Consider the following 21,917-nt stretch of genomic DNA (forward strand, 5'->3'; position numbering starts at 1 on the left):
CCGCGGGCCTGGACACCATGGCGGTCGCGCCGCTGCCCGCCGGCAGCGCCCTCGCCTCTCTGCCCAACGTGGTGCTCACGCCGCACGTGGGCGGCTCCACGCCCGCCGCGCTCGACGCCATGGCAACCGGGGCCGCGCGCAACGTGCTCGGCTGGCTGCAGGGCCGGCCGGTCGATCCTTCGGCCTGCATCAATCCCCAGGTGCTCGCGCATCGCACCCACTGAAGAAAGCAACCCATGACCGACAAGCATATCCACGCTTCCGACTGGCCCGCGGGCTACCGCATCCATCCGCGCCAGCCGGGCCCGGCGCGCGACGTCGTCGCCGCCTTCGCCGACATTCCCGTGGCTGCAATCGGCGACTCGATGAGCCGCCACGTCGGCACGCTCGGGCTGAACCCCTATCACGCGCGGCTCGACACCGTGCTGTGCGGCCCCGCGGTCACCGTGCGCGTGCGCCCCGGTGACAACCTGATGATCCACAAGGCGCTGATGATGGTCGAGCCCGGCGACGTGCTCGTCATCGACGGCGGCGGCGATGTCACGCAGGCGCTGGTCGGCGGCCTGATGCGCACCACCTGCATCGCCAAGCGGCTGGCGGGCCTGGTCATCGACGGCGCGATCCGCGACCGCTGCGAATGGGCCGAGGACGGCATGCCCATCTTCGCGCGTGGCCACACGCACCGCGGCCCCACCAAGGATGGCCCCGGCGAGATCAACGTGCCGATCGCCTGCGCCGGCATGGCCGTGATGCCGGGCGACCTGATCGTGGGCGATGCCGATGGCGTGATCGCCGTGCCGGCGAGCGATGCAGCGCACATCCTCGAACGCGCCCGCGCCCATCTGCAGAAGGAGGCGAAGATCCGCGCCGCCAACGCGGCCGGCAGCGCCGACCCGGAGCGCTTCGACGCCGTGCTGCGGGCCAAGGGCCTGCCGGTCTGAGGGGGCGGCGCCATGCACGATTCATTTCGGCTCGAGGACTTCGCGGCGGCCAGTTCCACCGCGCCCCGGCAGGCCGGCGCGAAGAAGTTGCCGCGGCGCCTGCGCGGTGTGTTGTCGCTGGACGACTTCGAAGACGCGGCCAAGCGCTTCCTGCCGCATCCGATCTTCGCCTACGTGTCGGGTGGCTGCGAGACCAACCGCTCGCTGCGCGCCAACCGCGAGGCTTTCGAACGCCACGCATGGGTCACGCGCGTGCTGCGCGACACCTCGAAGCGCAGCCTCGGGACCACGCTGCTGGGCCGCGACTATGCCGCGCCCTTCGGCATCGCGCCCATGGGCATCAGCGCGCTGTCGGCCTACCAGGGCGACCTGGTGCAGGCCCGCGCGGCCCGGGCCGCCAACGTGCCGATGATCCTCAGCGGCACCTCGCTGATCCCGATGGAGAAGGTCGCGCATGCGAACCCCGATGCCTGGTTCCAGGCCTACGTGCCGGGCGAGACGGAGCGCATCCACAAGCTGCTCGACCGCGTGGAGCAGGCCGGCTTCGGCACGCTGGTGGTGACGGTCGACACGCCCGTGTCGGGCAACCGCGAGAACAACATCCGCACCGGCTTCTCGACACCGCTGCGGCCCAGCGCGGCACTGGCTTGGCAAGGCCTCACGCACCCGGGCTGGCTCTTCGGGACCGCATTGAAGACGCTGCTGCGGCACGGCATGCCGCATTTCGAGAACTCGCAGGCCACGCGCGGCGCGCCGATCCTGTCGGCCTCGGTGCTGCGCGACTTCGGCGCGCGCGACCACCTGAGCTGGGAGCACCTGGCGCTGATCCGCCGACGCTGGCAAGGCCGGCTGGTGGTGAAGGGCGTGCTGCACGCGGCGGACGCGGTGATGGCGCGCGACCACGGCGCCGACGGCGTGATCCTCTCCAACCATGGCGGGCGACAGCTCGACGGATCCGTGTCGCCGCTGGCTGCACTGCCTGCCGCGTCGAACGCGCTGGGACCGGACTACCCGCTCATGATCGACAGCGGCTTCCGGCGCGGCAACGACGTGCTGCTGGCGCTGGCCCTGGGCGCGAAATTCGTGTTCGTCGGCCGCCCCTTCAACTACGCGGCCAGCATCGCCGGGGAGGAAGGCGTGCGGCACGCCATCGGCATCCTCGCGTCGGAGGCGCTGCGCAACATGGCGTTGATCGGGGTGAAGCGCATCGGTGAACTCGACGCCTCGCGGCTGATGCGGGCCGACACATAGCGGCCGACGACTTGACGCGATCAGCGCGAGCTTCGACATTCGGTGGATCGAGAACCACACCAACACCGAATGAACGCGCTGGCCCTGCACTACCACCCCCTCTCGTCTTACTGCCAGAAGGTCCTGATCGCCCTCGACGAACTGGGCATCGACGTGGACAGGCGAATGCTGAACCTCGGTGATGCGGCCGAGCGCAGCGCGTTCCTCGCACTGTGGCCCACCGGAAAAATGCCGCTGCTGATCGACGGAGCGCGGGCGGTGCCCGAGACCACCATCATCATCGAGCACTTGCAGCGCCACCATGCTGCCGCAGGCCGGGCGCTCATCCCGTCGGACCTGGACCAGGCGCTCGACGTCCGCCTGTGGGACCGCCTCTTCGACCAGTACGTGATGACGCCGATGCAGGCCTTCACCGCAGACCTCCTGCGCGCCGAGCCCGACCGCGATCCGCTGATCGTCGCCAAGGCCCGCAAGGATCTCGTCGCCGCCTATGCATGGCTCGACAAGCGGCTCGACGGCCGGACATGGGTCGCCGGCGACGCGTTCACGATGGCGGATTGCGCTGCCGCGCCGGCCTTGTTCTACGCGGTGACCTACGTACCCTTCGCGAACGAGCACCGCCACCTCGCCGCCTACTTCGCCCGGCTCATGGACCGGCCTTCGGTCGCCCGCGCCATCGACCACGCCAAGCCCTGGTTCAAGTTCTTTCCGAATCGCCAGGCCCTGGATCGCCGCTTCTACGATCCGGCGACCTGATTGACGCATCGCGATCGAGCGCGGCTCAATCGATGGTGATGTTGCCCTTCTTGATGACCTCGCCCCATCGTTGCGTCTCGAAGCGCACCAGCGCGGCATAGTCTGCCGGGGTACCGGGCAGCGGCACGACGCCCTGCACCGCCAGGCTGTCAGCCGTCGACTTCTGCCGCGCGAGCTTGTTGATCTCCGCAGAGAGCCTGTCGACGATCGGCTTCGGCGTCGCTGCCGGCGCCAGCACGCCTGCCCATGAATCGACCACCACTTCGGGCACGCCTGCTTCCGCCATCGTGGGAACGTCCGGCAGGCTGGCCGCGCGCCGATCGCCGGCGATGGCCAATGCCCTGATCTTTCCGCTCTGGATCTGCGGCAGCACGTTGGGCAAGTTGACGAACATCAGGTCGATCTGTCCGGCCAGCAGGTCGGTGGCCGCCGGCCCCGCACCCTTGAACGGAACGTGCTCGAACGCGGTGCCGGTCTTGAGCTGGAACAGTTCGCCGACCATCTGGTTGACGCTGCCGTTGCCCGCCGAGCCCATGAACAGCTTCTTGCCGCCCGATTTCGACAGCGCGATCAGTTCCTTGACGTTCTTCGCAGGCAGCGCGGTCGAAACCACGAGCACGTTGGGCACCGAGGCGAACAGCGCGACCTGGGCGAATGCCTTGCTCGCGTCGTAAGGAAGGTTCTTGTACAGCAAGGGGTGGAAGGTCTGGTGGCTCGACGATGCGAGCAGCAGCGTGTAGCCGTCGGGCGGTGCCTTGGCGACCAGGTCCGCGCCGATGGTTCCGCCGGCGCCGGGCTTGTTCTCGACCACCACCGGCTGGCCCACGGATTCCGAGAGGCGCTGCGCCAGCACGCGGGCGATGAGGTTCACCGTGCCGCCGGGCGCGAAGGGAACGATGAGCCGGATGGGCCTTTCCGGGTAGGGCGCGGCGGACGCGCTTGTGACGGCGCAAAAGGCGGACGCGGCAGCGATGAGGGCTTTGACAAGGATGTTCATGGGAAGGACTCGAAGTGTCGATCAAGCGTCGAGGAACAGACGTTTGCGCGATGCGCGTTGCGACGCGCGTTGATGAAGAAGCGTCGATGAGACGTCGCCAGGACGTCAATGGATGGAAGCGCTGCGGTCGGCCATCGCCTCCACCTCGCGCTTCATCTGCCGGCGCGCGGCATCGAGCGCTTGCCTTGTCGCCCGCACGCCGGCGAGCGCGTTCTCGAGGTGCTGCTGCTGCGTGCGGACAGCGGCGACCAGTTCCGCAGGCGCCGGCCCTCCGTTGCGCCTGGCGTTCACGCTCTGCACCGGGTCGAGGTAGTCGCGCAGCTTGTCGGCGGGCCACTCGACGCGCGCGCCCACCACCTCCACGGCGGCTCGGTCCAGCATCTCGCTGTCGATCTCGGCCGCAGACCGGCCCGCGTCCAGCGCCATTCGCACCAGGCCGCCCACGACATGGTGTGCATCGCGGAAGGACATCCCGCCTTCGGCCACCAGGCCATCGGCCAGGTCGGTCGCCACCGAGAAATCGAAGCGCGCGCGCTCCAGCATGCGCGGGCGTTGCGGCTCCACCGTGCTCAAGACGAGTTCGAACAGCGAGAGGCAGCGCAGCATCTCGTCGGCGCATTCCCAGAAGCTCCGCATGCTTTCGCGGCTGCTGTCGCCGCCATGGCTGAAGTGCGTGCCCTTCACGGCGATCAGCGAGGTGGTGAGCAGGCCGATCACGTGGCTGCTCTTGCCGCGCAGGTATTCGAGCACGGCCGGGTTCTTCTTCTGCGGCATGATGCTCGAGGTGCTGGCCACCCGGTCGGGAAACGACACGAGCCCGAACTCGGGCGTGGACCACACGTGGAAGTCCTGCGCCACGCGCCCCCACGTCAGCGCGACGATGGCCATGGCCGACATGGCCTCCCACGCGAAATCGCGCGAGGCGACGGCGTCCAGCGTGTTCGGCGAGGCCGAGCCGAATCCCAGCGCACGCGCGGTGACGTCCCGGTCGATGGCAAAGCGCGTTCCGGCCAGCGCGCCGGCACCCAGCGGCATCGCATCGATGTGCGGCAACGCGCCCTGCAGGCGGTCCATGTCGCGCCCCAGCGCCTCGGCCACCGCGCTCATGTAGAAGCCGAAGGTGATGGGTTGCGCGGGCTGCAGATGGGTGTAGCCCGGCATGACGACGTCGCCATGGTCGCTGGCGCGCTCGAGCGCGACGCGCCGCGCGCGGCCCACGGCGTCAATCGCATCCAGCACCAGACTGCGCGCGCGCATGCGGTCGGTGGTCGCGGCGATGTCGTTGCGGCTGCGCGCCATGTGCAGGCGACCACCGACATCGCGCCCGGCGATCGTCATCAGCTTCGCTTCGTAGTTGAAGTACGGATCTTCGCGGGCCGGGTCGAGCTCCACCGCCGCGGGGCCCTCCGCCTCCATCTGCAGCAGCCCGCGGGCCAGTTGCCGGGCGACGTCCGGCGCCACGAGGCCGGTCTTGTGCAGCATCAGCAGGTGCGCCTGGTTCACGTCGGTGAGATGGTCGAACTGCTTCGGAAAATCCCGCGCCAGGCGCGGACCGTAGATGTGGTCGCAGATCTGCTGCGCCAGCGGCTCCTTGAGCCGACGACTGACTTTCGATTCCATGATGTCGATCCGTTGATGGGTTGCCGCCAGTATCGAAAGCGGTGCCCATGCGGTCAAATGACAGTTTTGACCCAGGCCATACGGATCTGATATGCCCCCGGCTAGGATGCACGCATGAACTTCAAGCAGATCGAAACCTTCCGCGCCGTCATGCTCACCGGGTCGATGACCGCGGCCGCGCAGAAGCTTCATACCTCGCAGCCCAACGTCAGCCGCGTCATCGGCAAGCTCGAAAGCGAGATCGGCTTCGCACTCTTCGATCGCCTCGCCGGACGCGTCCTCGCGACGAAGGGCGCCGAGGCGATGTTCCGCGAAGTGGAGCGCGCGTTCGTGGGTCTCGACAGCCTGGCCGATTCGGCGACAGCCATCCGCGACGCGGGGGTCGGCACGCTGCGCGTGGCGGCGGCGGCGTCCATTTCGATCAGCGTCGTTCCGATGGCGGTGCGACAGTTCAGCGAGCGCTATCCGGCCGTGAGGATCGTCGTGGACACCAGCGAATCGGCCGTGATCGCCAACTGGACGGCCACCCGGCATTGCGACATCGGGTTCGTGTCGAACGTCTCCGACAAGCCGGGCGTGGTGGCATCGGTGCTGCACAAGGAAGACGCCGTGTGCGTCGTGCCCGAGGGCCACCGGCTGGCGCGCAAGAGACGCGTGGGGCCGCGCGATCTCGACGGCGAGCGCTTCATCTCGCTGCCCAGCGGCGGCTTCTCGCGTCGCGCGATCGACGACGCCTTTGCAGACGACGGCCGCATCCTCGCGCTGGAGACGCCTTTCGCCGCCACCATCTGCAGGATGGTCGGCGAGGGCCTGGGCGTCAGCCTGGTCAATCCGATCGTCACCCGTACGCTGAAGCTGCCGGGGGTCGTGACGGTACCGTTCAAGCCGGGCATTCCGTTCACGAGCTATCTGCTTCGGTCGCAGCTCGCCGCGCGCGACACGCACGCGAACTTCTTCGTGTCGTGCATGCGGGACGCGTTCGCAGCACTTTGAGCGAGACGGCCACCGCGGCCCGGGGGCACGAAGTCCCGCCTTCGCCGGCTACTTCGCCTTCACCGCGCCTGTATCGCACAGGTAGCTGATCACCATGTCCGCCACATGCCCGGGCCGGCGCTCCACGCGCTCGGGCGCGCCCAGTTCGACGTCGAGCACGTAAGAAAGCGTGTAGCGGTTGGTGACGAAGTACGAGCCCAGCCCCGAGATCGACACGTAGAGGTCGACCCAGTCCGCGTCCTGCCGGAAAACGCCCTTTTCCTTGCCCTTCTCCAGCACCTCGGCGAGCAGGTTTCGCAGCGGATTGAACATGGCCGAGATGCTTTTCGACTTGCGGATGTGGACGGCCTTGTGCAGGTTCTCGGTCGACAGCAGCAGCAGAAAGTCGGGCTGGTCGATGAAGTGCTGCGTGGTCTTGAGCACCAGCTCGCGCATGTCGTGCACCGGGTCGTCGCCCGTGAGCTTCAGCTCGTTCTGGCGTTCGCGCATCGCGCCGTAGGCCCGCTCCATCACCTCGACGAACAGCGCTTCCTTGCTCGCGAAGTAGTGGTACACGAGGTTCTTGCTGATCTTGCAGCGCGCCACGATCGAATCGATGCGGGCGCCGTCGTAGCCACGCGTGGCGAACTCCTTGCTCGCGATGCGCAGGATGCGGTCGCGCGTGGCCTGCGCATTGCGCGGCCGGCGCTTGGCCGCTGCGGGGGGAGTCTCAGTCATCGGTTCACCAGTGCTCGCGGGGCGCTTCGCCCGCGCGGCGGAGTTTACAAGCGTCATTCGGGTCTCCTTGGGTCCAGGCATGCCGGCCGGCCGCGATGGCACTCGGGAAAAACGCGGCGTTGACAAGCGCCGCATCACTTCCTATATTTCGCTCCAAGTTGTACTAGCCGGTTAGTTAGTAATCGAGTCGGTGCATTATCAACCAGCCGCAAGGCTCATGCGAAACGGAGTGGTGATGAATCCAGGAAAAAGCGCGCCGCAAGGCGTCCGGGTGGGGTGCGACATCGGCGGCACCTTCACCGACATCGTGCTGGCCATGCCCGATGGCCGGCTCTACGTGAACAAGACCTCGACCACGCCGCACGACCTCGGGCAGGCGATCACGAGCGGTCTGCAGAAGCTGATCGACCAGGCAGGCATCCGCGCCGCCGACATCACCGAGATCGTGCACGGCACGACCACGGCATCGAACACCATCCTCCAGAAAGTGGGCGCGCGTACCGGCGTGATCACCACCCAGGGCTTTCGCGACGTGCTGGAAATCGGCCGCATCCGCACCCCCACGATGTTCGACCTGGGCTGGTCCAAGCCCGAGCCCCTGGCGACGCGCCGCTGGCGCCGCGGCATCCGCGAGCGCATCGATGCGCAGGGCCGCGTGGTGACGCCGCTCGACGCGCAGCACCTGCTCGACGAGGCGCAGCAGCTGGTCGACGAAGGCGTGGAGTCGCTCGCCATCTGCTTCCTCAACAGCTACATCAACCCCGCGCACGAGCTCGCCGCCAAGGCACTGCTCGAAGAGCGCTTTCCGCAGCTGCTGCTGTCGGTGTCGTGCGAGGTGCTGCCCGAGATCAAGGAATACGAGCGCACCAGCACCACGGTGGTCAACGCCTACATCCTGCCGGCGATGCGCACCTACCTCGCTCGCCTGAAGACCGACCTGGAGCGCATGGGCGTGCGGGCGTCGCTGCAGGTGATGGCCTCCAACGGCGGCATGATGGGCATCGGCTCGGCCAGCGACAAGCCCGTGTTCGCCGTCGCCTCGGGCCCCGCGGGCGGCGTGGCCGGTGCGGCGCGCATTGGCGCGCTCGGCGGCGATGCCGACCTGATCGTCTTCGACATGGGCGGCACCACCGCCAAGGCGTCGATCATCGCGGAGGGGCAACCTTCGCTCACCAACGAATACGAGTTCCGCGACGGCATCAGCGCACCCAGCCGCTTCGTCAAGGGCGGCGGCTACGTGCTCAAGGTGCCGGCCATCGACATCGCCGAGGTCGGCGCGGGCGGCGGCTCCATCGCGTGGATCGACGCGGGCGGCCTGCTCTGCGTCGGCCCCGAATCCGCCGGCGCCAACCCCGGCCCGGCCTGCTACGGCAACGGCAACGACCGGCCCACGGTGACCGACGCGAACATGGTGCTCGGTTACCTGAACCCCGAGGCCCTCGCGGGCGGCAGCCTGACGGTGAAGCCCGAGCTTTCGAAGGCGGCCCTCCAGCGCCACGTCGCCGAGCCCCTCGGCCTCGACCTGCTGGCCGCCGCGCACGGCGTGCGGCAGGTGGCCAACGTGAACATGGCGCGCGCCATCCGCGCCGTGACGGTCGAGCGCGGCCGCGATCCGCGCGACATGTCGATGATCGCCTTCGGTGGCGGCGGTCCGCTGCACGCCGTGGCGGTGGCGCGGCTGCTCGGCATCCGCCGCGTCATCGCGCCGATCATGGCCGGCGTGTTCTGCTCGGCCGGCATGCTGTCGGCCGATGCGGAGCACAACTTCGTGAAGGCGGTGCTGCGCCCGCTGGCCGGTTGCTCGCCCGCCGACCTCACCGGCATCGGCAATGCGCTCACCGACAAGGGCTTCACCGTGCTGGCCTCCGAAGGCTATGGGCCCGACGACGCCAGCTCGGTGCTCGCCGCCGACCTGCGCTACCTGGGCCAGAGTTCCGAGCTGACCGTGCCGCTGCGCACCGGCCGCATCGACGCGAGCACCATCGACCAGCTGACGCGCGACTTCCAGGCGCTGTACCACCAGACCTTCGGCTACAGCAGCGACGAGCCGCTCGAGCTGGTCAACCTGCGCGTGTCGGCACGCGGCCGCAGTCGCCAGCGCCTGGACTTCGGCGCCTGCAGCGTCGACGCCACCGCGCTGCAGGGCGCCACCGGCACGCGGCGGGTCAGCTTCGCGGCCGGCCAGGCGCCGATCGACACCCGCGTGATGCCGCGCGCCGCGCTGGCGGCCGAGCCGCAGCAGGGGCCGCTGATCATCGAAAGCTACGACACCACCATCGTGGTCCCGCCGCTCTGCAGCGCGCGCGCCGACCGCGTGGGCAACATCATCATCGACCTCCAGGAGCAGCCCGCATGAGCCACCCGCAGACCGACTCGCACACCGACTCGCAGATCGACCCGATCACCTTCGCCGTGATCAAGAACGCGATGGACTCGATCGTCGACGAAGTCGCCTACACCGTGCTGCGCACGGCGCGCTCCGAGATCGTCAAGGACGTCATGGACTACTCGGCCGCCATCTGCGACCGTCATGGCCAGATGGTGGCGCAGGCCAAGACCATCGCGCTGCACCTGGGCGCCATCCCCGAAGCCATGGCCGCCGTGCAGGCACGCTACGGCGACCGGCTCTCGCCCGGCGACGCGGTGATCGTGAACGACCCGTACGAAGGCGGCATGCACCTGCCCGACATCTTCATGTTCGTGCCCTTCTTCTACCGTGAAGAACTCGAAGGCTGGTGCGTGGTGATCTGCCACCACACCGACGTGGGCGGCCGCGTGCCCGGCTCCAACGCGAGCGACTCGACCGAGATCTACCAGGAAGGCCTGCGCATCCCTGTGATGAAGCTCTACGAGGCGGGCCAGGTCAACGAGACGCTCGAACGCCTGATCGCCCAGAACGTGCGCGTGCCCGACCGCGTGCTCGGCGACCTGCGCGCGCAGTACGCGGCCTGCCAGGTCGGCGTGCGCGAGCTCACCGGCCTCTTCGACCGCTACCAGCGCGCGCCGGCCCGCGCCTACCTGGCCGAGCTGCTCGACTACGCCGAGCGCCTGACGCGCGCCGAGATCCGCAACTGGCCCAAGGGCACCTTCACCTTCGAGGACTTCATCGACGACGACGGGTTGTCGGGCGAAGCGATTCCGATCCGCGTGGCGCTGACGGTGCACGACGACTACGTCAGCGTCGACTACGCCGGCAGTTCGCCGCAGGTGCGCGCGGCGATCAACTCGACGCGCTCGTACACGCAGTCGTGCACCTACCTGAGCGTGCGCTGCGCGCTCAAGGGCGACGTGCCGAACAACGCCGGCGTGTTCCGCTGCGTGAAGATCGAGGTGCCCGAAGGCACGGTGCTCAACCCGCGACAGCCCGCGGCCGTCGCCGCGCGCGCCCTCACCGGCTACCGCGTGTTCGACGCCATGCTGGGCGCGCTGGCGCAGGTCGTGCCCGACCGCATTCCGGCGGCCGGCGAAGGCGGCAACACCGTCGTATGCCTCTCGGGCCAGCACCCCGACGGCAAGCCCTACATCATCGTGGACATGATCTGCGGCGCCTGGGGCGCACGGCCGCACGCCGACGGCATCGAGGCGATCACCAACGCATCGCAGAACCTGTCGAACACGCCGATCGAAACGCTGGAGGCCCAGCACCCGGTTCGCGTGGAGGCCTATGAACTCGAGCCTGACACCTGCGGCGCCGGCCGCTACCGCGGCGGCCTGGGCATCCGCCGCAGCTACCGCGTGCTGGCCGACAACGTGCTGCTGCAATTGCGCGCCGACCGCATGAAGTTCCAGCCCTACGGCCTGGACGGCGGCCTGCCCGCGAAGGCAGCGTCGAACACCCTGACGCGCGGCGAAACCGACGAGTCGCTGCCGAGCAAGGTCGGCATGCAGATTGCCCTGCACGACAAGGTGACGCATATTCAGCCCGGCGGCGGCGGCTTCGGCAACCCGCTCGCGCGGCCCCTGGCGGAGATCGAACGCGACGTCTGGAACCACAAGCTCAGCGCGGCTTTCGTGCGCGAGCACTACCAGGCTGTCGTCGACCCACGGACCGGCCGCGCCGATGCCGCTGCGACCGAGGCGCTTCGCCGGGCCAGCGCGCACTGACGCCGAGCTGCGACACAACGATCCATCCCACTGGAGAACACATCATGAAGCGACGTTCCTTGACCACCGGGCTGGCCGCGATGCTGGCCTTGCCCGCTCTCTCCCTGGCCGGCCGCACGGCCCATGCACAGGGCGCCGAGAAACTGCGCGTGCGCCTCGACTTCTCGCCCTGGGGCATGCACGGCGCCATGCACCTCGCCCAGCAGAAGGGCCTGTTCAAGGCCCAGGGGCTGGACGTCGAGATCCAGGACGGCACCGGCACCATCAACACGCTGCAGCTGCTGGCCGCGGGCCAGGCCGACGTCGGCCAGGTCGCGCTCGGCACCATGGCGGTGGCCAAGGAGAACGGCCTCGACCTCGTGTCGATCGCCGGCTTCGCACGCACCGGCGACCTGGCCGTGCTGATGGACGAGGCCCTGGGCATCAAGTCGCCAAAGGACCTGGCCGGCAAGAAGATCGTGTGCTTCACCACCAGCCCGTGGGCACCTTTCATCGAGCCCTTCCTCAAGGCCAACGGCATGAGCAAGAGCAGCATCAACCTGGTGATGGTCGCGCCCAGCGCCATGATCTCGACCTACGCCTCGGGCAACAGCGAAGGCTTCATGTCGCAGGCACCTTTCGGCCAGCCGATGGTGATGAAGACGCGCAAGGCCTCGGCCCTGCTGCTGGGCGACAGCGGCATCAGCTTTCCGAGCTACGGCCTGGCCGCCACGCCGAAGATGGTCGACGCCAAGCGCGACGCACTCGCGAAATTCGTGCAGGTGCAGGTGCAGGCCTGGCGCTACATCTACGACGGCCACATCGAAGAAGCCGTGGCCGCCATCGTCGCGCAGCGGCCCAACGCCAAGGTCGACCCCGACGTGATGCGTGGCCAGATCACCGCCTACCAGAGCTTCTTCGAGAGCCCCAGCGGCAAGGGCAAGCCGATCGGCCTGCAGTACGACAGCGACTGGGCGGCCGCGATCCGCTCGATGGAACAGACCGGCCAGATCAAGGCAGGCCACAAGCCCACGGAGTACTACACCAATGCGCTACTTGCCGTCTGACGCGCCGACCACCACGGGGAGCCCCGCCGTGCCGCCCGCCTTTCTCGAGATCGAGAAGCTCAACAAGATCTACCGCTCCGAGCGCAAGCCCATCCATGCGCTGCAGGACATCGACCTCCAAATCCAGGAGGGCGAGTTCGTCTGCATCGTCGGCCCGAGCGGCTGCGGCAAGAGCACGCTGATGCGCTGCATGGCCGGGCTGGAACCCATCACCAGCGGCAAGCTCGCGCTGCACGGCAAGGCGATCACCGCGCCGCCCGACGACATGGGCGTGGTGTTCCAGCGCGACCTGCTGCTCGAATGGCGCAACATCCTCGACAACGTGCTGGTCGCGGCCGAGTTCCACGACCTGGACCGGCGCAAGTACGACGCCCGCGCACGCGAGCTGTTGGGTTTGTTCGGCCTTTCGGCCTTTCTCGACCGCTACCCGCGCGAGCTGTCGGGCGGCATGCGGCAGCGCGTGTCGATCTGTCGCGCGATGCTGCTCGACCCCCAACTGCTGCTGATGGACGAGCCCTTCGGCGCGCTCGACCCCTTCACGCGCGACGAGCTCAATGCCGAGCTGCAGCGCACCTGGCTCGCCACGCGCAAGACGGTGGTCTTCATCACGCATTCGATCACCGAGGCCGTCTTCCTCGGCGGCCGCGTGGTGATGATGGCGCGCGGGCCGGGCCGCGTCGCCGACATCGTGCCGATCGAGATCGAGCGTCCGCGCAGCCTGCAGGTGCGCGAATCGCCCGAGTTCGCCGCCTATGTCGCGCGCATCCGCGACACCTTCCGCGACATCGGAATCTACAAGGACTGAAAGGCAGCGACACCATGAAAACACTCTGGACGCGCACCGAGCGCAGCCGCCAGGCCCTGCTGACGCTGCTGGTCATCCTGGTCATCTGGGAAGCCTGCGTGCGCACCCTCGGCATCCGCGACTTCCTGCTGCCGGCGCCGACGAAGATCCTCGCGCAGTTCCTGTCGCAGCCCGGCTACCTGCTGCTACAGAGCCTCGACACGCTGCGCACCACCATGTACGGATTCGCACTGGCCCTGGTGCTCGGCGTGGCGGCGGCCATCGGCATCGTGTACTCGCGCTTCCTTGACCGCACGCTCTACTCGCTGCTGGTAGCGATGAACGCCGTGCCCAAGGTGGCGCTGGCGCCCCTGTTCGTGATCTGGATGGGCACGGGTGCCATGCCCAAGGTGGCCATCGCGATGCTCATCGCGATCTTCCCGATCCTGATCGACACCGTGCTCGGCCTGCGCTCCACCGACCCCGACATGCTCGACATGGCCCGCGTCAACCACGCCTCGCGCGCCAAGACGCTGTGGAAGATCCGCTTCCCCAACGCCCTGCCCAGCCTCTTCGCCGGCATGAAGGTCGGCATCTCCTTCGCGCTGGTCGGCACCATCGTCGGCGAGTTCGTCGCGGGCGAAGCCGGCCTGGGCCACGTGATCCTGGTGGCGCAGGGCAGCTTCGACACGTCGACCGTGTTCGTGGCGCTCGCCCTGCTCTGCCTGCTGGGCGTGCTGCTCTTCAAGGCGATCGAGGTCGCCGAGGCGCGCTACCTGGTGTGGCATGCGTCGCAGCGCGGGCTGCCGGACATGGCGGGGGCGTCGGCCTGAGGCCGCGGCCTGCGTCGAAGGCGGCTCGGCACCTCAGAACTGGTGCCTGATCCCCAGGTCGAAACCCGACGACGGCTGGTTCGCCGCGGTGATCGCACCGTTGAGGCCCGTCGTCGCACCACCGCTGTTGCGCACCCGCGCGTAGGTGCCGTAGAGAGCGGTGCGCTTCGAGAGATAGTGCACGTAGCCCAGCGACAGCTTGGAGGTCTCGGGCGAGAACCTGGCATCGGTGCCGTAGCGCGAGATGGCCACCTTGATCTCGCCGACGCCGACCGGGATGATCGTCCCGAGCGACGTACCCCTGGCCTTGATCGGTGTCGTCGCATCGACCTTGTCCCGGTAGTACCCGGCCAGCAGCTTGGCGAACCCGAAGTCGTACGTCACGCCTGCATTCATCACGGTGATGTCGCCCAGCGTCGCCGTCCTGGCGTACCGCGTGCGCGCGGCCGCGAGCGAGACATTGAGTCCGCCCCCGGCCCAACCCAATCGCGCACTGTCGCCCGTGCCATCGTCCGCTTGGGCATTGGCGGTTCCGGACTGCCTGGCGTTCTCGCCGAAGTAGTGCTGCACCTGCCCGTAAAAGCCGCCGAGGTTGGCCGGCAGAAAGTAGCCGATCATGTTCGACGCCCGCGTGGACGTCACGCCCGCGATGCTTCCTGCGAAGGGCTGGATCGAACCCACGCCGGCGTTGCCGAAGGGGTCGATCTCCAGGCGGTTGCGGTAATGGGCCGTGAAGTCGCGCCCGACCCTCAACTCGCCGTACGGCCCGAGCAGGCTGACCGTGGAACGCCGCGCGAAAGTGAAACCCTGGCTGCCTGCCGGTGCGGTCGTGGTACCGCTGGGCTGGTTGTTGGTGTTGGTGGCCTGGCCCTCGCCCGTGTCCGAAAAGATCTGCGACTCGAGCCAGAAGCCAGCGCCCCATCCACCACCCAGGTCTTCGACGCCGCGAAATCCGAAGCGCGAGGCCATGGTGCCGCCCGACGTGAGCCGCTCGGTCGACGTCGATCGAAGTCCCGACCCCGTGCCACGCGAGAAGGCCGTGTCCACCACGCCATAGACCGTGACCGACGACTGCGCGACGGCGGAACCCATCACGCAGAGTGCCGAAGCCGCTGTGAGAAGTTGTCTCATGAATGCTCTTGTCTCTTGTGTTGAATCAAACGCCCGGCGCTCCGCCCGCCCGGGCGATGCGCATGCATCGGCCTTCAGGCGTGCGAACGAGAGCGGGGGATCGATCTCAGGAGTAGCGCTTGCGGAAGTGCGGCTTGAGCTCCGCGACGGAAGCCTTGTTGCGGATCATGTCGCGCATGTTGTCTTCGGCGGCGCCCACGGACTCTGCGTCGTCGATGAGTGCCGTCACCAGTTCCTGCGGCACGAAGCAGATGCCCGAGTCGTCGGCGACGGCCAGGTCGCCGGGGTACACCACGATGCCGTGCACGGTGACCGGGCCGTTGATCTCCATCGCCTCCATGCGGAACTTGCCGGTGATCGGCGTCACGCCGGCCGACCAGACGGGGTAGTCGATCTCGCGGATGGCCGGCAAGTCGCGCACGGCCCCGTTGACGATCGAACCCGCGAAGCCGGTGGTCTTGGCGACCAGGCACGACTGCCCGCCCATGTTCGACACGTCGAGATTGCCGCCGAAGTCGGCCACCAGCACGTCGCCGGGCTCCGACAGGTAATAGACCTCGCGCGTCGACATCTTGATCGGCTCCTTGTCGATGTAGCCTTTCGTCGGCGTCTTGCGTTCTGGAATGGAGCGCAGCGTCACCACGTTGCCGACGATCTTCTTGCCGGGGATCAGCGGCTTGATGTGCGAGGCGGCGATGACGCTGTTCAAACCGTGGCTGTCGAGCATGTCCGAGACCGTCGTCGTGAGGTCCGGCAGCGCCAGGTAGCGCTGGATCACCGACGCCGCCGTACGCTTGAATTTCAGCTTGGTGATGCGATCGGCGGGCACCTGGCCCCAGATGCGGCCGGCGGCCTGGTATTCCTCGTAGTCGCGCTTCACGTCTTCATTGCTCATGTCGATCTCCTGTGTGGATAGGGGTTAAAGAAAAAAATGGACGTGGCCAGGCCTGCGATCGGAAGCGATCGCATCGCGCCTGCGTCATGGATGAAAAATCGCGTACCGACGTACGCGCCCGGTTCAGCTATCGGGCTTGATGTTCAGCGTGGTGATCAGCAGCTTCCAGCGCTGCCTCTCGCTGGCGATGTGCGCAGCGAACTGCTCCGGCGTGCTGGCCAGAAGTTCGCCGCCCAGCCCGCCCATGGCCTCGCGCGCCTCCGGTCTGGCCATGGCCTTGGCGATCTCGGCGTGGAGCCGATCGACGATGGGCTTCGGCGTGCCGGCGCGCACGAGCACACCGAACCAGCCGGGCACGTCGTAGCCTGCGACGCCGGACTCGGCAACGGTCGGCACCTCCGGCAACAGCGGCGAGCGCCTGGCCGTGGAAACCGCCAGCGCGCGCACCTTGCCTTCGCGCAACAGCGGCATGACGGTGTTGACGTCGGTCGACACCAGCTGGATCACGCCGCCGAGCAGGTCGGTCAGCGCCAGCGAAGCCGCCTTGTACGGCACGTGGGTGATCTTGATGCCCGCCTGCAGCTTCAACATCTCGAAAGCCAGGTGCGGCGCGGAGCCGGTGCCCGGGGTGCCGTAGTTCAACTGGTCCGGCTGCGCCTTGGCGAGTTCGATCAGGCCCCGCAGGTCACGCACCGGCGTCGTCGGCGCGACCACCAGCAAATAGGGATGCCGCGTCAGCAGCGACACAGGCTGCAGGTCGCGCAAGGGGTCGTAGGAAAGCCGGGCCTGCAAGGAGGGCGCCAACGACAGCGGGCCATTGCTGCCAATCAGGATCGTGTGGCCGTCGGGTGTGGACTTGGCGACGAAGTCGGTGCCGAGCACGCCGCCGGCACCCGCCTTGTTCTCGACGATGACGGGTTGGCCGAGGCCCTGTGCGAGCTTCACGCTCAGGTAGCGGGCCACGAAGTCGCTGCCGCCGCCGGGAGCGAAGGCCGAAATGAGCTTGATGGGCTTCGATGGCCAAGCCTGGGCCAATGCGGCGGGCGCCCCAATGATCGCGCCGAGAGCGGCGATCGTCTGTCTCCGGTTCATGGGTCTGTGTCTCTTTCTCGTGTCTTCACAATCGATGCATCGACTGTAAAAACGCAGGCCCGAGCGGTCCAATGCTCTTTGGCGATCCAGGCATCGCCGCCCGGCATACGAGGTGGCGCGCTACAGCAGCACGGCGCCCGGCCAGCGCCCCTCGAGCACGTGCTCACGCACGGTCGCGCGAAGTTCGTCGAGCACTTTCGCTGCTGCCTCGGTGGTCTGCTTGGCCGGTGAACGCGCGAGGCAGAGCCTGCGATTCAGGTTGGGTGCATCGATGGGGCAGGCGGTCAGGATGCCGCGCGCCACTTCGTCGGCAATGACCAGCCCGGAAAGTATCGCCAGGCCGGCGCCCTGGCTCACCAGCGACTTCTGAAGGCTCATCGAGCCCGCCTCGGCCGAGACCGTGAGCGTGACGCCGGCCGTGCCGCACTCGCGTTCGACGATGGCGCGCAGGCCTTGCGATTCGGAGGGCAGGATGAACGGGCGCCCCTGAAGGTCGCTCAGCGGAACGGGCGTCGTGATGTCCAGCGCCGCGTCGTGCGGGCCCACGAGGAAAAGCGACTCGACGAGCACCGGTTCCTGCGGAATGCGATCGGCCTCGTCGTCGTCCTTCATGAGCAACAGGGCCACGTCCACGTCGCCGACTTCGAGGCCGCGCCGCAAGGTGTCGATGTACGCGATCGAACTGCGAAGCTGCACCGACGGATAGTGATGCCGAACGCGCCCCATCAAGCCGCTCACCAGGAACTCGGCCGCGCTCGGCAGGAAGCCGACGACCACGCTTCCCGAAACGTGCTGACGCTTCGGGCTGATCTCTTCCTTGCCTTTGTCGATTTCGGCCAGGGCGCGCTTCACGCGGGCGGCGAACTGCCGACCAGCCGCCGTCAGCACCATGCCGTGCCGTTCGCGATCGAAGAGGGCCACCCCCACCTCTTCCTCGAACAGTTTGACTTGGCGCGAAAGCGCCGGCTGGACGATGTGGAGGATTTCGGCAGCGCGTGTGATGCTGCCGGTCTCGGCGATGGTGAGCAGCGCCCGGAGTTGCCTCAGGTCCATCGGGCGATTCTAGGACCGCGCATCGCGCGGCCGGCCCGCATGCCTCAGTCCCGCCTGAGCCCGCCGATGGACTTGACGACGCCACCCCACTTGTCGAGCTCGGACTTGACCAGCGCCTCCAGCACGTCCGGTGTCGATCCCACCGGCGTCGCACTCAGGTCCTTCAGCTTCGTCAGCACCTCCGGCTGCGCTACCACGGCCTGCAGCTCGCGGCTCAGCAGCTCGGCCAGCGGGCGTGACAGCTTCGAAGGCCCGAACACGGCATTCCACGTGTAGGTTTCGTAGCCGGGCAGGCCCGCCTCCGCGAAGGTCGGGATGTCCGCGAACGACGCCGATCGCTTGGCGGTCGTCACGGCCAGTGCGCGCACCGAGCCGGCGCGGATGTGCGATGCAGCGCCGGTGAGCACGTCGAACAGCATCGGGATGTGCCCGCCGACCAGGTCGGTCATGGCCGGGCCGCCGCCCTTGTAGGGAACGTGGTTGATGTCGACGCCGGCCATGGACCTGAACAGCTCGCCCGACAGGTGCGGCGGCGTGCCGACGCCGGCCGAGCCGTAGCTGAACTTGCCCGGCTGGGCCTTCAGCAGCGCGATCAGCTCGCGCAGGTTCTGCGCCTTCACCGAAGCGCCGACCAGCAGCACGTTCGGCACGGTGGCGACCAGCGAAACGGGCGTGAAGTCGCGCTGCGCGTCGTAGGGCGCCGGCGGCGTCGACAGCGGATTGATCGCGTGGGTCGCCACCGTGCCCATCAGCAGCACGCTGCCGTCGGCCGCCGCCTTGGCCACCTTGGCCGCGCCGATCGCGCCACCGCCGCCCGCGACGTTCTCGACGATCACGCTGTGGGCGATGCGCTCCGACAGCTTCTGCGCGAGCAGGCGCGACACGACGTCGGTGGCGCCACCGGCTGCGAAGGGCACCACCAGCGTGATCGGGCCCTTCGGCAGCGCCGACTGTGCGAATGCGTCGCTCAACGACGTGCCGAAGCTGGCGGCGATGCCCCATCGAATCAGGTCGCGCCGGGAAGGATGGAAGCCGTTCATGGTCTTGTCTCGTTGTTCGTCGACGTCGTATCGATGCTTCATCGCATCACGAACGGATTGCCCGCCACGGCCCCGCCGTTGATCCACACGCACTTCGTCTGCACGTACTCGCGGATGGCATCGATGCCGTTTTCACGGCCCAGCCCGGAGTCCTTGTAACCGCCGAAGGGCGCCATGAAGCTCACGGCGCGGTAGGTGTTGACCCACACGGTGCCGGCCTGCAGGCGCTCGGACATGCGGATGGCGCGGCCGATGTCCTTCGTCCACACGGCTGCGGCGAGCCCGAAGCGCACGTCGTTGGCGATGCGCAGCGCGTCGGCCTCGTTCTCGAAGCGGATGATCGACAGCACGGGGCCGAACACCTCTTCCTGCGCGATGCGCATGTCGTTGCGCACGTTCGTGAAGATGGTCGGCTGCACGAACCAGCCTTGCCCGCATTCGGGCGCGCGGCCCCTTTCGCCGCCCAGCACCGCGGTCGCACCTTCGCTGCGGGCGATGTCGATGTACTCCAGCACCTTCTGGTACTGCGGCGGCGTGGTGATCGGGCCGACCTGGGTGTCCGGGCGCATCGGATCGCCCATGCGCGCCGTGCGTGCCAGCGCGAGCAGGCGTTCGACGAAGGCGTCGTGGATGCTGCTCTGTACCAGCAGGCGCGAGCCGGCGATGCAGGTCTGCCCGGTGGCCGCGAAGATGCCCGAGATGGCACCGTAGGCGGCCTGTTCGAGGTCGGCATCCTCGAACACCACGTTCGGCGACTTGCCGCCCAGCTCCATCGCCGTGTGCTTCAGGTGGCGCCCCGCCTTCTCGTTGATCAGCCGGCCGGTGCTGTCGGAGCCGGTGAAGCTGATCTTGGCGACCAGCGGATGCTCGACCAGCGGCGTGCCGACCTCGGCGCCGAAGCCGGTGACCACGTTGAACACGCCCGGCGGAAAGCCCGCCTCGTCGAACAAGCCCGCCAGCTCCAGCGTGGAAGCCGACGTGAACTCCGAGGGCTTCACGACCACGGTACAGCCGGCTGCCAGCGCGGGCGCGATCTTCCAGCTCAGCAGCATGAGCGGCGAGTTCCACGGCGTGATGGCCGCGACCACGCCGACCGGCTCGTGGCGGGTGAAGGCGAAGTAGCCCTTCTTGTCCAGCGGCAGCGTGCTGCCCTGCACCTTGTCGGCAAGCCCCGCGTAGTAGTGGAACCACTGCGGGATGTAGTTCAGCTGACCTTGCATCTCGGCCAGCAGCTTGCCGTTGTCACGCACCTCGGTCGTCGCGAGCTGCACGGCATCGCGCGCGATCAGGTCGGCCAGCCTGCGCAACAGCGCGCCGCGCTGCGTGGCGGTCAGTTCGGCCCAAGGCCCTTGCGTGAGCGCGCGGTGCGCGGCCTGCACCGCGTCGTCGACGTCGCTCGCATCACCGCGCGGAATCTGCGCCCAGCTTTCGCCGGTGTAGGGGTTCTGGGTGTCGAACCATCGGCCGCTTCGGGGCTCGCGGGCTGCGCCGTCGATGTGCAGCAGGTAGCGCTTCATGCGTCAGCCTTCAGAAGGGCGCGAGACCGAGCGCGGCGCGGAAGCGGTTCTTGACGAAAGGCCCGTCGCGCGGCGGCAGCGCGCGCGGGGGCTCGTCGGCTTCGATGAAGGCCTGCGCGAAGGCCACGCCCTCGCGCGCCAGGATGCGGCGCGCCACCGCATCGCACCCCTCCGGCCCCTCGGCCACGAAGGCGTCGGCGATGCCGAAGCCCCTGGCGACGGCCGCCAGGTCGGTGCCCAGGCTGGCGTGGCTGCGCTGCATGCCGGTTTCGCCGAAGTGGCCGTTGTCGAGCACGACGATGCTCAGGTTCTTCGGCTGCTTGACGGCGATGGTGCCCAGGCTGCCGATGCCCATGAGCAGTTCGCCGTCGCCGGTGACGACGACCACCGATTTCTGCGGCTGCGCGAGCGCCAGGCCCAGCGCCAGCGAGGTGGAGCCGCCCATCGCGCCCCACAGGTAGTAGTTGCGGTCGCGGTCGCCGGCGGCGAACACGTCGTAGGCGGCAGAGCCGAGGCCGGTCACGACCAGGGCCTCGGGTACCTGTGACAGCAGCTTGGCGACGAACGCGCGGCGATTGGCGCGCGGGGCGGATGCGATGGCGTTCATCAATGACGCTCCCATTTCTTGCGGCCGATGAGGTTCTGGCCCAGCAGCACGGCGACCTTTTCGCCGGCCTGGAAGGCGGCGTCGAAGCCGGCGCTGACGATCTCTTCCGTCTCTTCGGGATTCGTCACGCGCAGCACGTGGATGCCCATCAGCTCGAGCGCCGCCTGCGTGGCCTTGCCCATCGGGCCCTGCCAGGGATTGAACTCGGCGTATTCGCCGCGCATCGTCACCAGCGTGAAGAAGGGGAAGTCGGCCGCCTGCAGCAGCGAGAACATGTTGACGCAGTTGCCGACGCCGCTGCTCTGCATGAGCAGCACGGCCCGGTCGCCGCCGAGCCAGGCACCGGCCGCGAGGGCCACGCCCTCCTCCTCGGTGGTGAGCACGACGTCTTCGATGTCGGGGTCGGCGATGGCGCTGCGGATCACGTGCGAATGCCCAGCGTCGGGCACGTAGGCGATCTGGCGCACGCCGCCTTGCTTGAGGACTTTGAAGACGGCTTCCTGCCAGGCAGGAGCCGGTGCGGATGGGTGGGTCATGGGT

At 68.2% G+C, this 21,917-nt stretch carries 20 protein-coding genes and 1 pseudogene; 10 read left to right on the forward strand and 11 right to left on the reverse strand.

Features of this window, described 5'->3' with window-relative positions:
- The 4 genes and pseudogenes from B0W80_RS27795 to B0W80_RS27810 all read left to right on the forward strand — a co-directional run.
- Positions 1-224, forward strand: a pseudogene (locus B0W80_RS27795) (hydroxyacid dehydrogenase); the annotation flags it as partial.
- A gap of 12 nt (positions 225-236) precedes the next feature.
- Positions 237-941 (forward strand): RraA family protein, encoded by a 705-nt coding sequence (locus B0W80_RS27800; RefSeq protein WP_077002394.1) that lies wholly within the window; start codon positions 237-239, stop codon positions 939-941.
- Positions 942-953: 12 nt separating this feature from the next.
- Positions 954-2,192, forward strand: coding sequence for an alpha-hydroxy acid oxidase (locus B0W80_RS27805; RefSeq protein ID WP_083745683.1), 1,239 nt, complete (start codon positions 954-956; stop codon positions 2,190-2,192).
- A gap of 69 nt (positions 2,193-2,261) precedes the next feature.
- Complete coding sequence (locus B0W80_RS27810) at positions 2,262-2,948, forward strand: glutathione S-transferase family protein (RefSeq protein ID WP_077002395.1); 687 nt, start codon at positions 2,262-2,264, stop codon at positions 2,946-2,948.
- 25 nt (positions 2,949-2,973) lie between these two features.
- Here the strand turns inward: B0W80_RS27810 and B0W80_RS27815 are convergent, their stop codons facing one another.
- Together B0W80_RS27815 and argH are read right to left on the reverse strand one after the other, a co-directional pair.
- A complete protein-coding gene (locus B0W80_RS27815; RefSeq protein WP_077002396.1) occupies positions 2,974-3,945 on the reverse strand; it encodes a tripartite tricarboxylate transporter substrate binding protein in 972 nt (323 codons plus the stop codon).
- Between the two features lie 105 nt (positions 3,946-4,050).
- On the reverse strand, positions 4,051-5,565 hold the full coding sequence (gene argH / locus B0W80_RS27820; protein WP_077002397.1) for an argininosuccinate lyase: 1,515 nt from the start codon (positions 5,563-5,565) through the stop codon (positions 4,051-4,053).
- A gap of 114 nt (positions 5,566-5,679) precedes the next feature.
- On the opposite strand from argH, the gene B0W80_RS27825 reads away from it, so the two are divergent.
- Entirely contained in the window at positions 5,680-6,558 is an 879-nt protein-coding gene (locus B0W80_RS27825; protein ID WP_077002398.1) for a LysR substrate-binding domain-containing protein, read from the forward strand.
- A gap of 48 nt (positions 6,559-6,606) precedes the next feature.
- Here B0W80_RS27825 and B0W80_RS27830 read toward each other — a convergent pair whose 3' ends face one another.
- Positions 6,607-7,275, reverse strand: coding sequence for a TetR/AcrR family transcriptional regulator (locus tag B0W80_RS27830; protein ID WP_077002399.1), 669 nt, complete (start codon positions 7,273-7,275; stop codon positions 6,607-6,609).
- A gap of 235 nt (positions 7,276-7,510) precedes the next feature.
- On the opposite strand from B0W80_RS27830, the gene B0W80_RS27835 reads away from it, so the two are divergent.
- Genes B0W80_RS27835 through B0W80_RS27855 form a run of 5 tightly spaced genes read left to right on the forward strand, consistent with a single transcriptional unit; the run spans position 7,511 to position 14,042 of the window.
- On the forward strand, positions 7,511-9,631 hold the full coding sequence (locus B0W80_RS27835; RefSeq protein WP_077002400.1) for a hydantoinase/oxoprolinase family protein: 2,121 nt from the start codon (positions 7,511-7,513) through the stop codon (positions 9,629-9,631).
- Positions 9,628-11,379 carry a hydantoinase B/oxoprolinase family protein gene (locus B0W80_RS27840; protein ID WP_077002401.1) on the forward strand — a complete coding sequence of 584 codons (1,752 nt, stop codon included), beginning with the start codon at positions 9,628-9,630 and terminating at the stop codon, positions 11,377-11,379. The genes B0W80_RS27835 and B0W80_RS27840 overlap by 4 nt, the downstream gene beginning before the upstream one ends.
- A gap of 44 nt (positions 11,380-11,423) precedes the next feature.
- A complete protein-coding gene (locus B0W80_RS27845; RefSeq protein ID WP_256856701.1) occupies positions 11,424-12,425 on the forward strand; it encodes an ABC transporter substrate-binding protein in 1,002 nt (333 codons plus the stop codon).
- Between the two features lie 28 nt (positions 12,426-12,453).
- A complete protein-coding gene (locus B0W80_RS27850; RefSeq protein WP_256856702.1) occupies positions 12,454-13,230 on the forward strand; it encodes an ABC transporter ATP-binding protein in 777 nt (258 codons plus the stop codon).
- Positions 13,231-13,244: 14 nt separating this feature from the next.
- The gene (locus tag B0W80_RS27855) at positions 13,245-14,042 is read left to right on the forward strand and encodes an ABC transporter permease (protein ID WP_143684807.1); all 798 of its coding nucleotides are present in this window, start codon (positions 13,245-13,247) and stop codon (positions 14,040-14,042) included.
- 33 nt (positions 14,043-14,075) lie between these two features.
- On the opposite strand, the gene B0W80_RS27860 is transcribed toward B0W80_RS27855, so the two are convergent.
- From B0W80_RS27860 to B0W80_RS27895, 8 genes are all read right to left on the reverse strand, one after another.
- The gene (locus B0W80_RS27860) at positions 14,076-15,173 is read right to left on the reverse strand and encodes a porin (protein ID WP_077002402.1); all 1,098 of its coding nucleotides are present in this window, start codon (positions 15,171-15,173) and stop codon (positions 14,076-14,078) included.
- 106 nt (positions 15,174-15,279) lie between these two features.
- The gene (locus tag B0W80_RS27865) at positions 15,280-16,068 is read right to left on the reverse strand and encodes an RraA family protein (RefSeq protein ID WP_077002403.1); all 789 of its coding nucleotides are present in this window, start codon (positions 16,066-16,068) and stop codon (positions 15,280-15,282) included.
- Between the two features lie 123 nt (positions 16,069-16,191).
- Positions 16,192-17,160, reverse strand: coding sequence for a tripartite tricarboxylate transporter substrate binding protein (locus B0W80_RS27870; RefSeq protein WP_077002404.1), 969 nt, complete (start codon positions 17,158-17,160; stop codon positions 16,192-16,194).
- 120 nt (positions 17,161-17,280) lie between these two features.
- The gene (locus tag B0W80_RS27875) at positions 17,281-18,213 is read right to left on the reverse strand and encodes a LysR family transcriptional regulator (protein ID WP_077002405.1); all 933 of its coding nucleotides are present in this window, start codon (positions 18,211-18,213) and stop codon (positions 17,281-17,283) included.
- A 44-nt stretch (positions 18,214-18,257) separates the two neighbouring features.
- Positions 18,258-19,253 carry a tripartite tricarboxylate transporter substrate binding protein gene (locus B0W80_RS27880; protein WP_077002406.1) on the reverse strand — a complete coding sequence of 332 codons (996 nt, stop codon included), beginning with the start codon at positions 19,251-19,253 and terminating at the stop codon, positions 18,258-18,260.
- A gap of 38 nt (positions 19,254-19,291) precedes the next feature.
- Entirely contained in the window at positions 19,292-20,770 is a 1,479-nt protein-coding gene (locus B0W80_RS27885; RefSeq protein WP_077002407.1) for an aldehyde dehydrogenase, read from the reverse strand.
- A 10-nt stretch (positions 20,771-20,780) separates the two neighbouring features.
- On the reverse strand, positions 20,781-21,377 hold the full coding sequence (locus B0W80_RS27890; protein WP_077002408.1) for a thiamine pyrophosphate-dependent enzyme: 597 nt from the start codon (positions 21,375-21,377) through the stop codon (positions 20,781-20,783).
- Complete coding sequence (locus tag B0W80_RS27895; protein ID WP_077002409.1) at positions 21,377-21,913, reverse strand: thiamine pyrophosphate-binding protein; 537 nt, start codon at positions 21,911-21,913, stop codon at positions 21,377-21,379. The genes B0W80_RS27890 and B0W80_RS27895 overlap by 1 nt, the downstream gene beginning before the upstream one ends.
- Positions 21,914-21,917 lie beyond the last annotated feature (4 nt).

This window comes from Variovorax sp. KK3, from assembly GCF_001984055.1.
In the GTDB taxonomy this organism is placed as follows: domain Bacteria; phylum Pseudomonadota; class Gammaproteobacteria; order Burkholderiales; family Burkholderiaceae_C; genus Variovorax.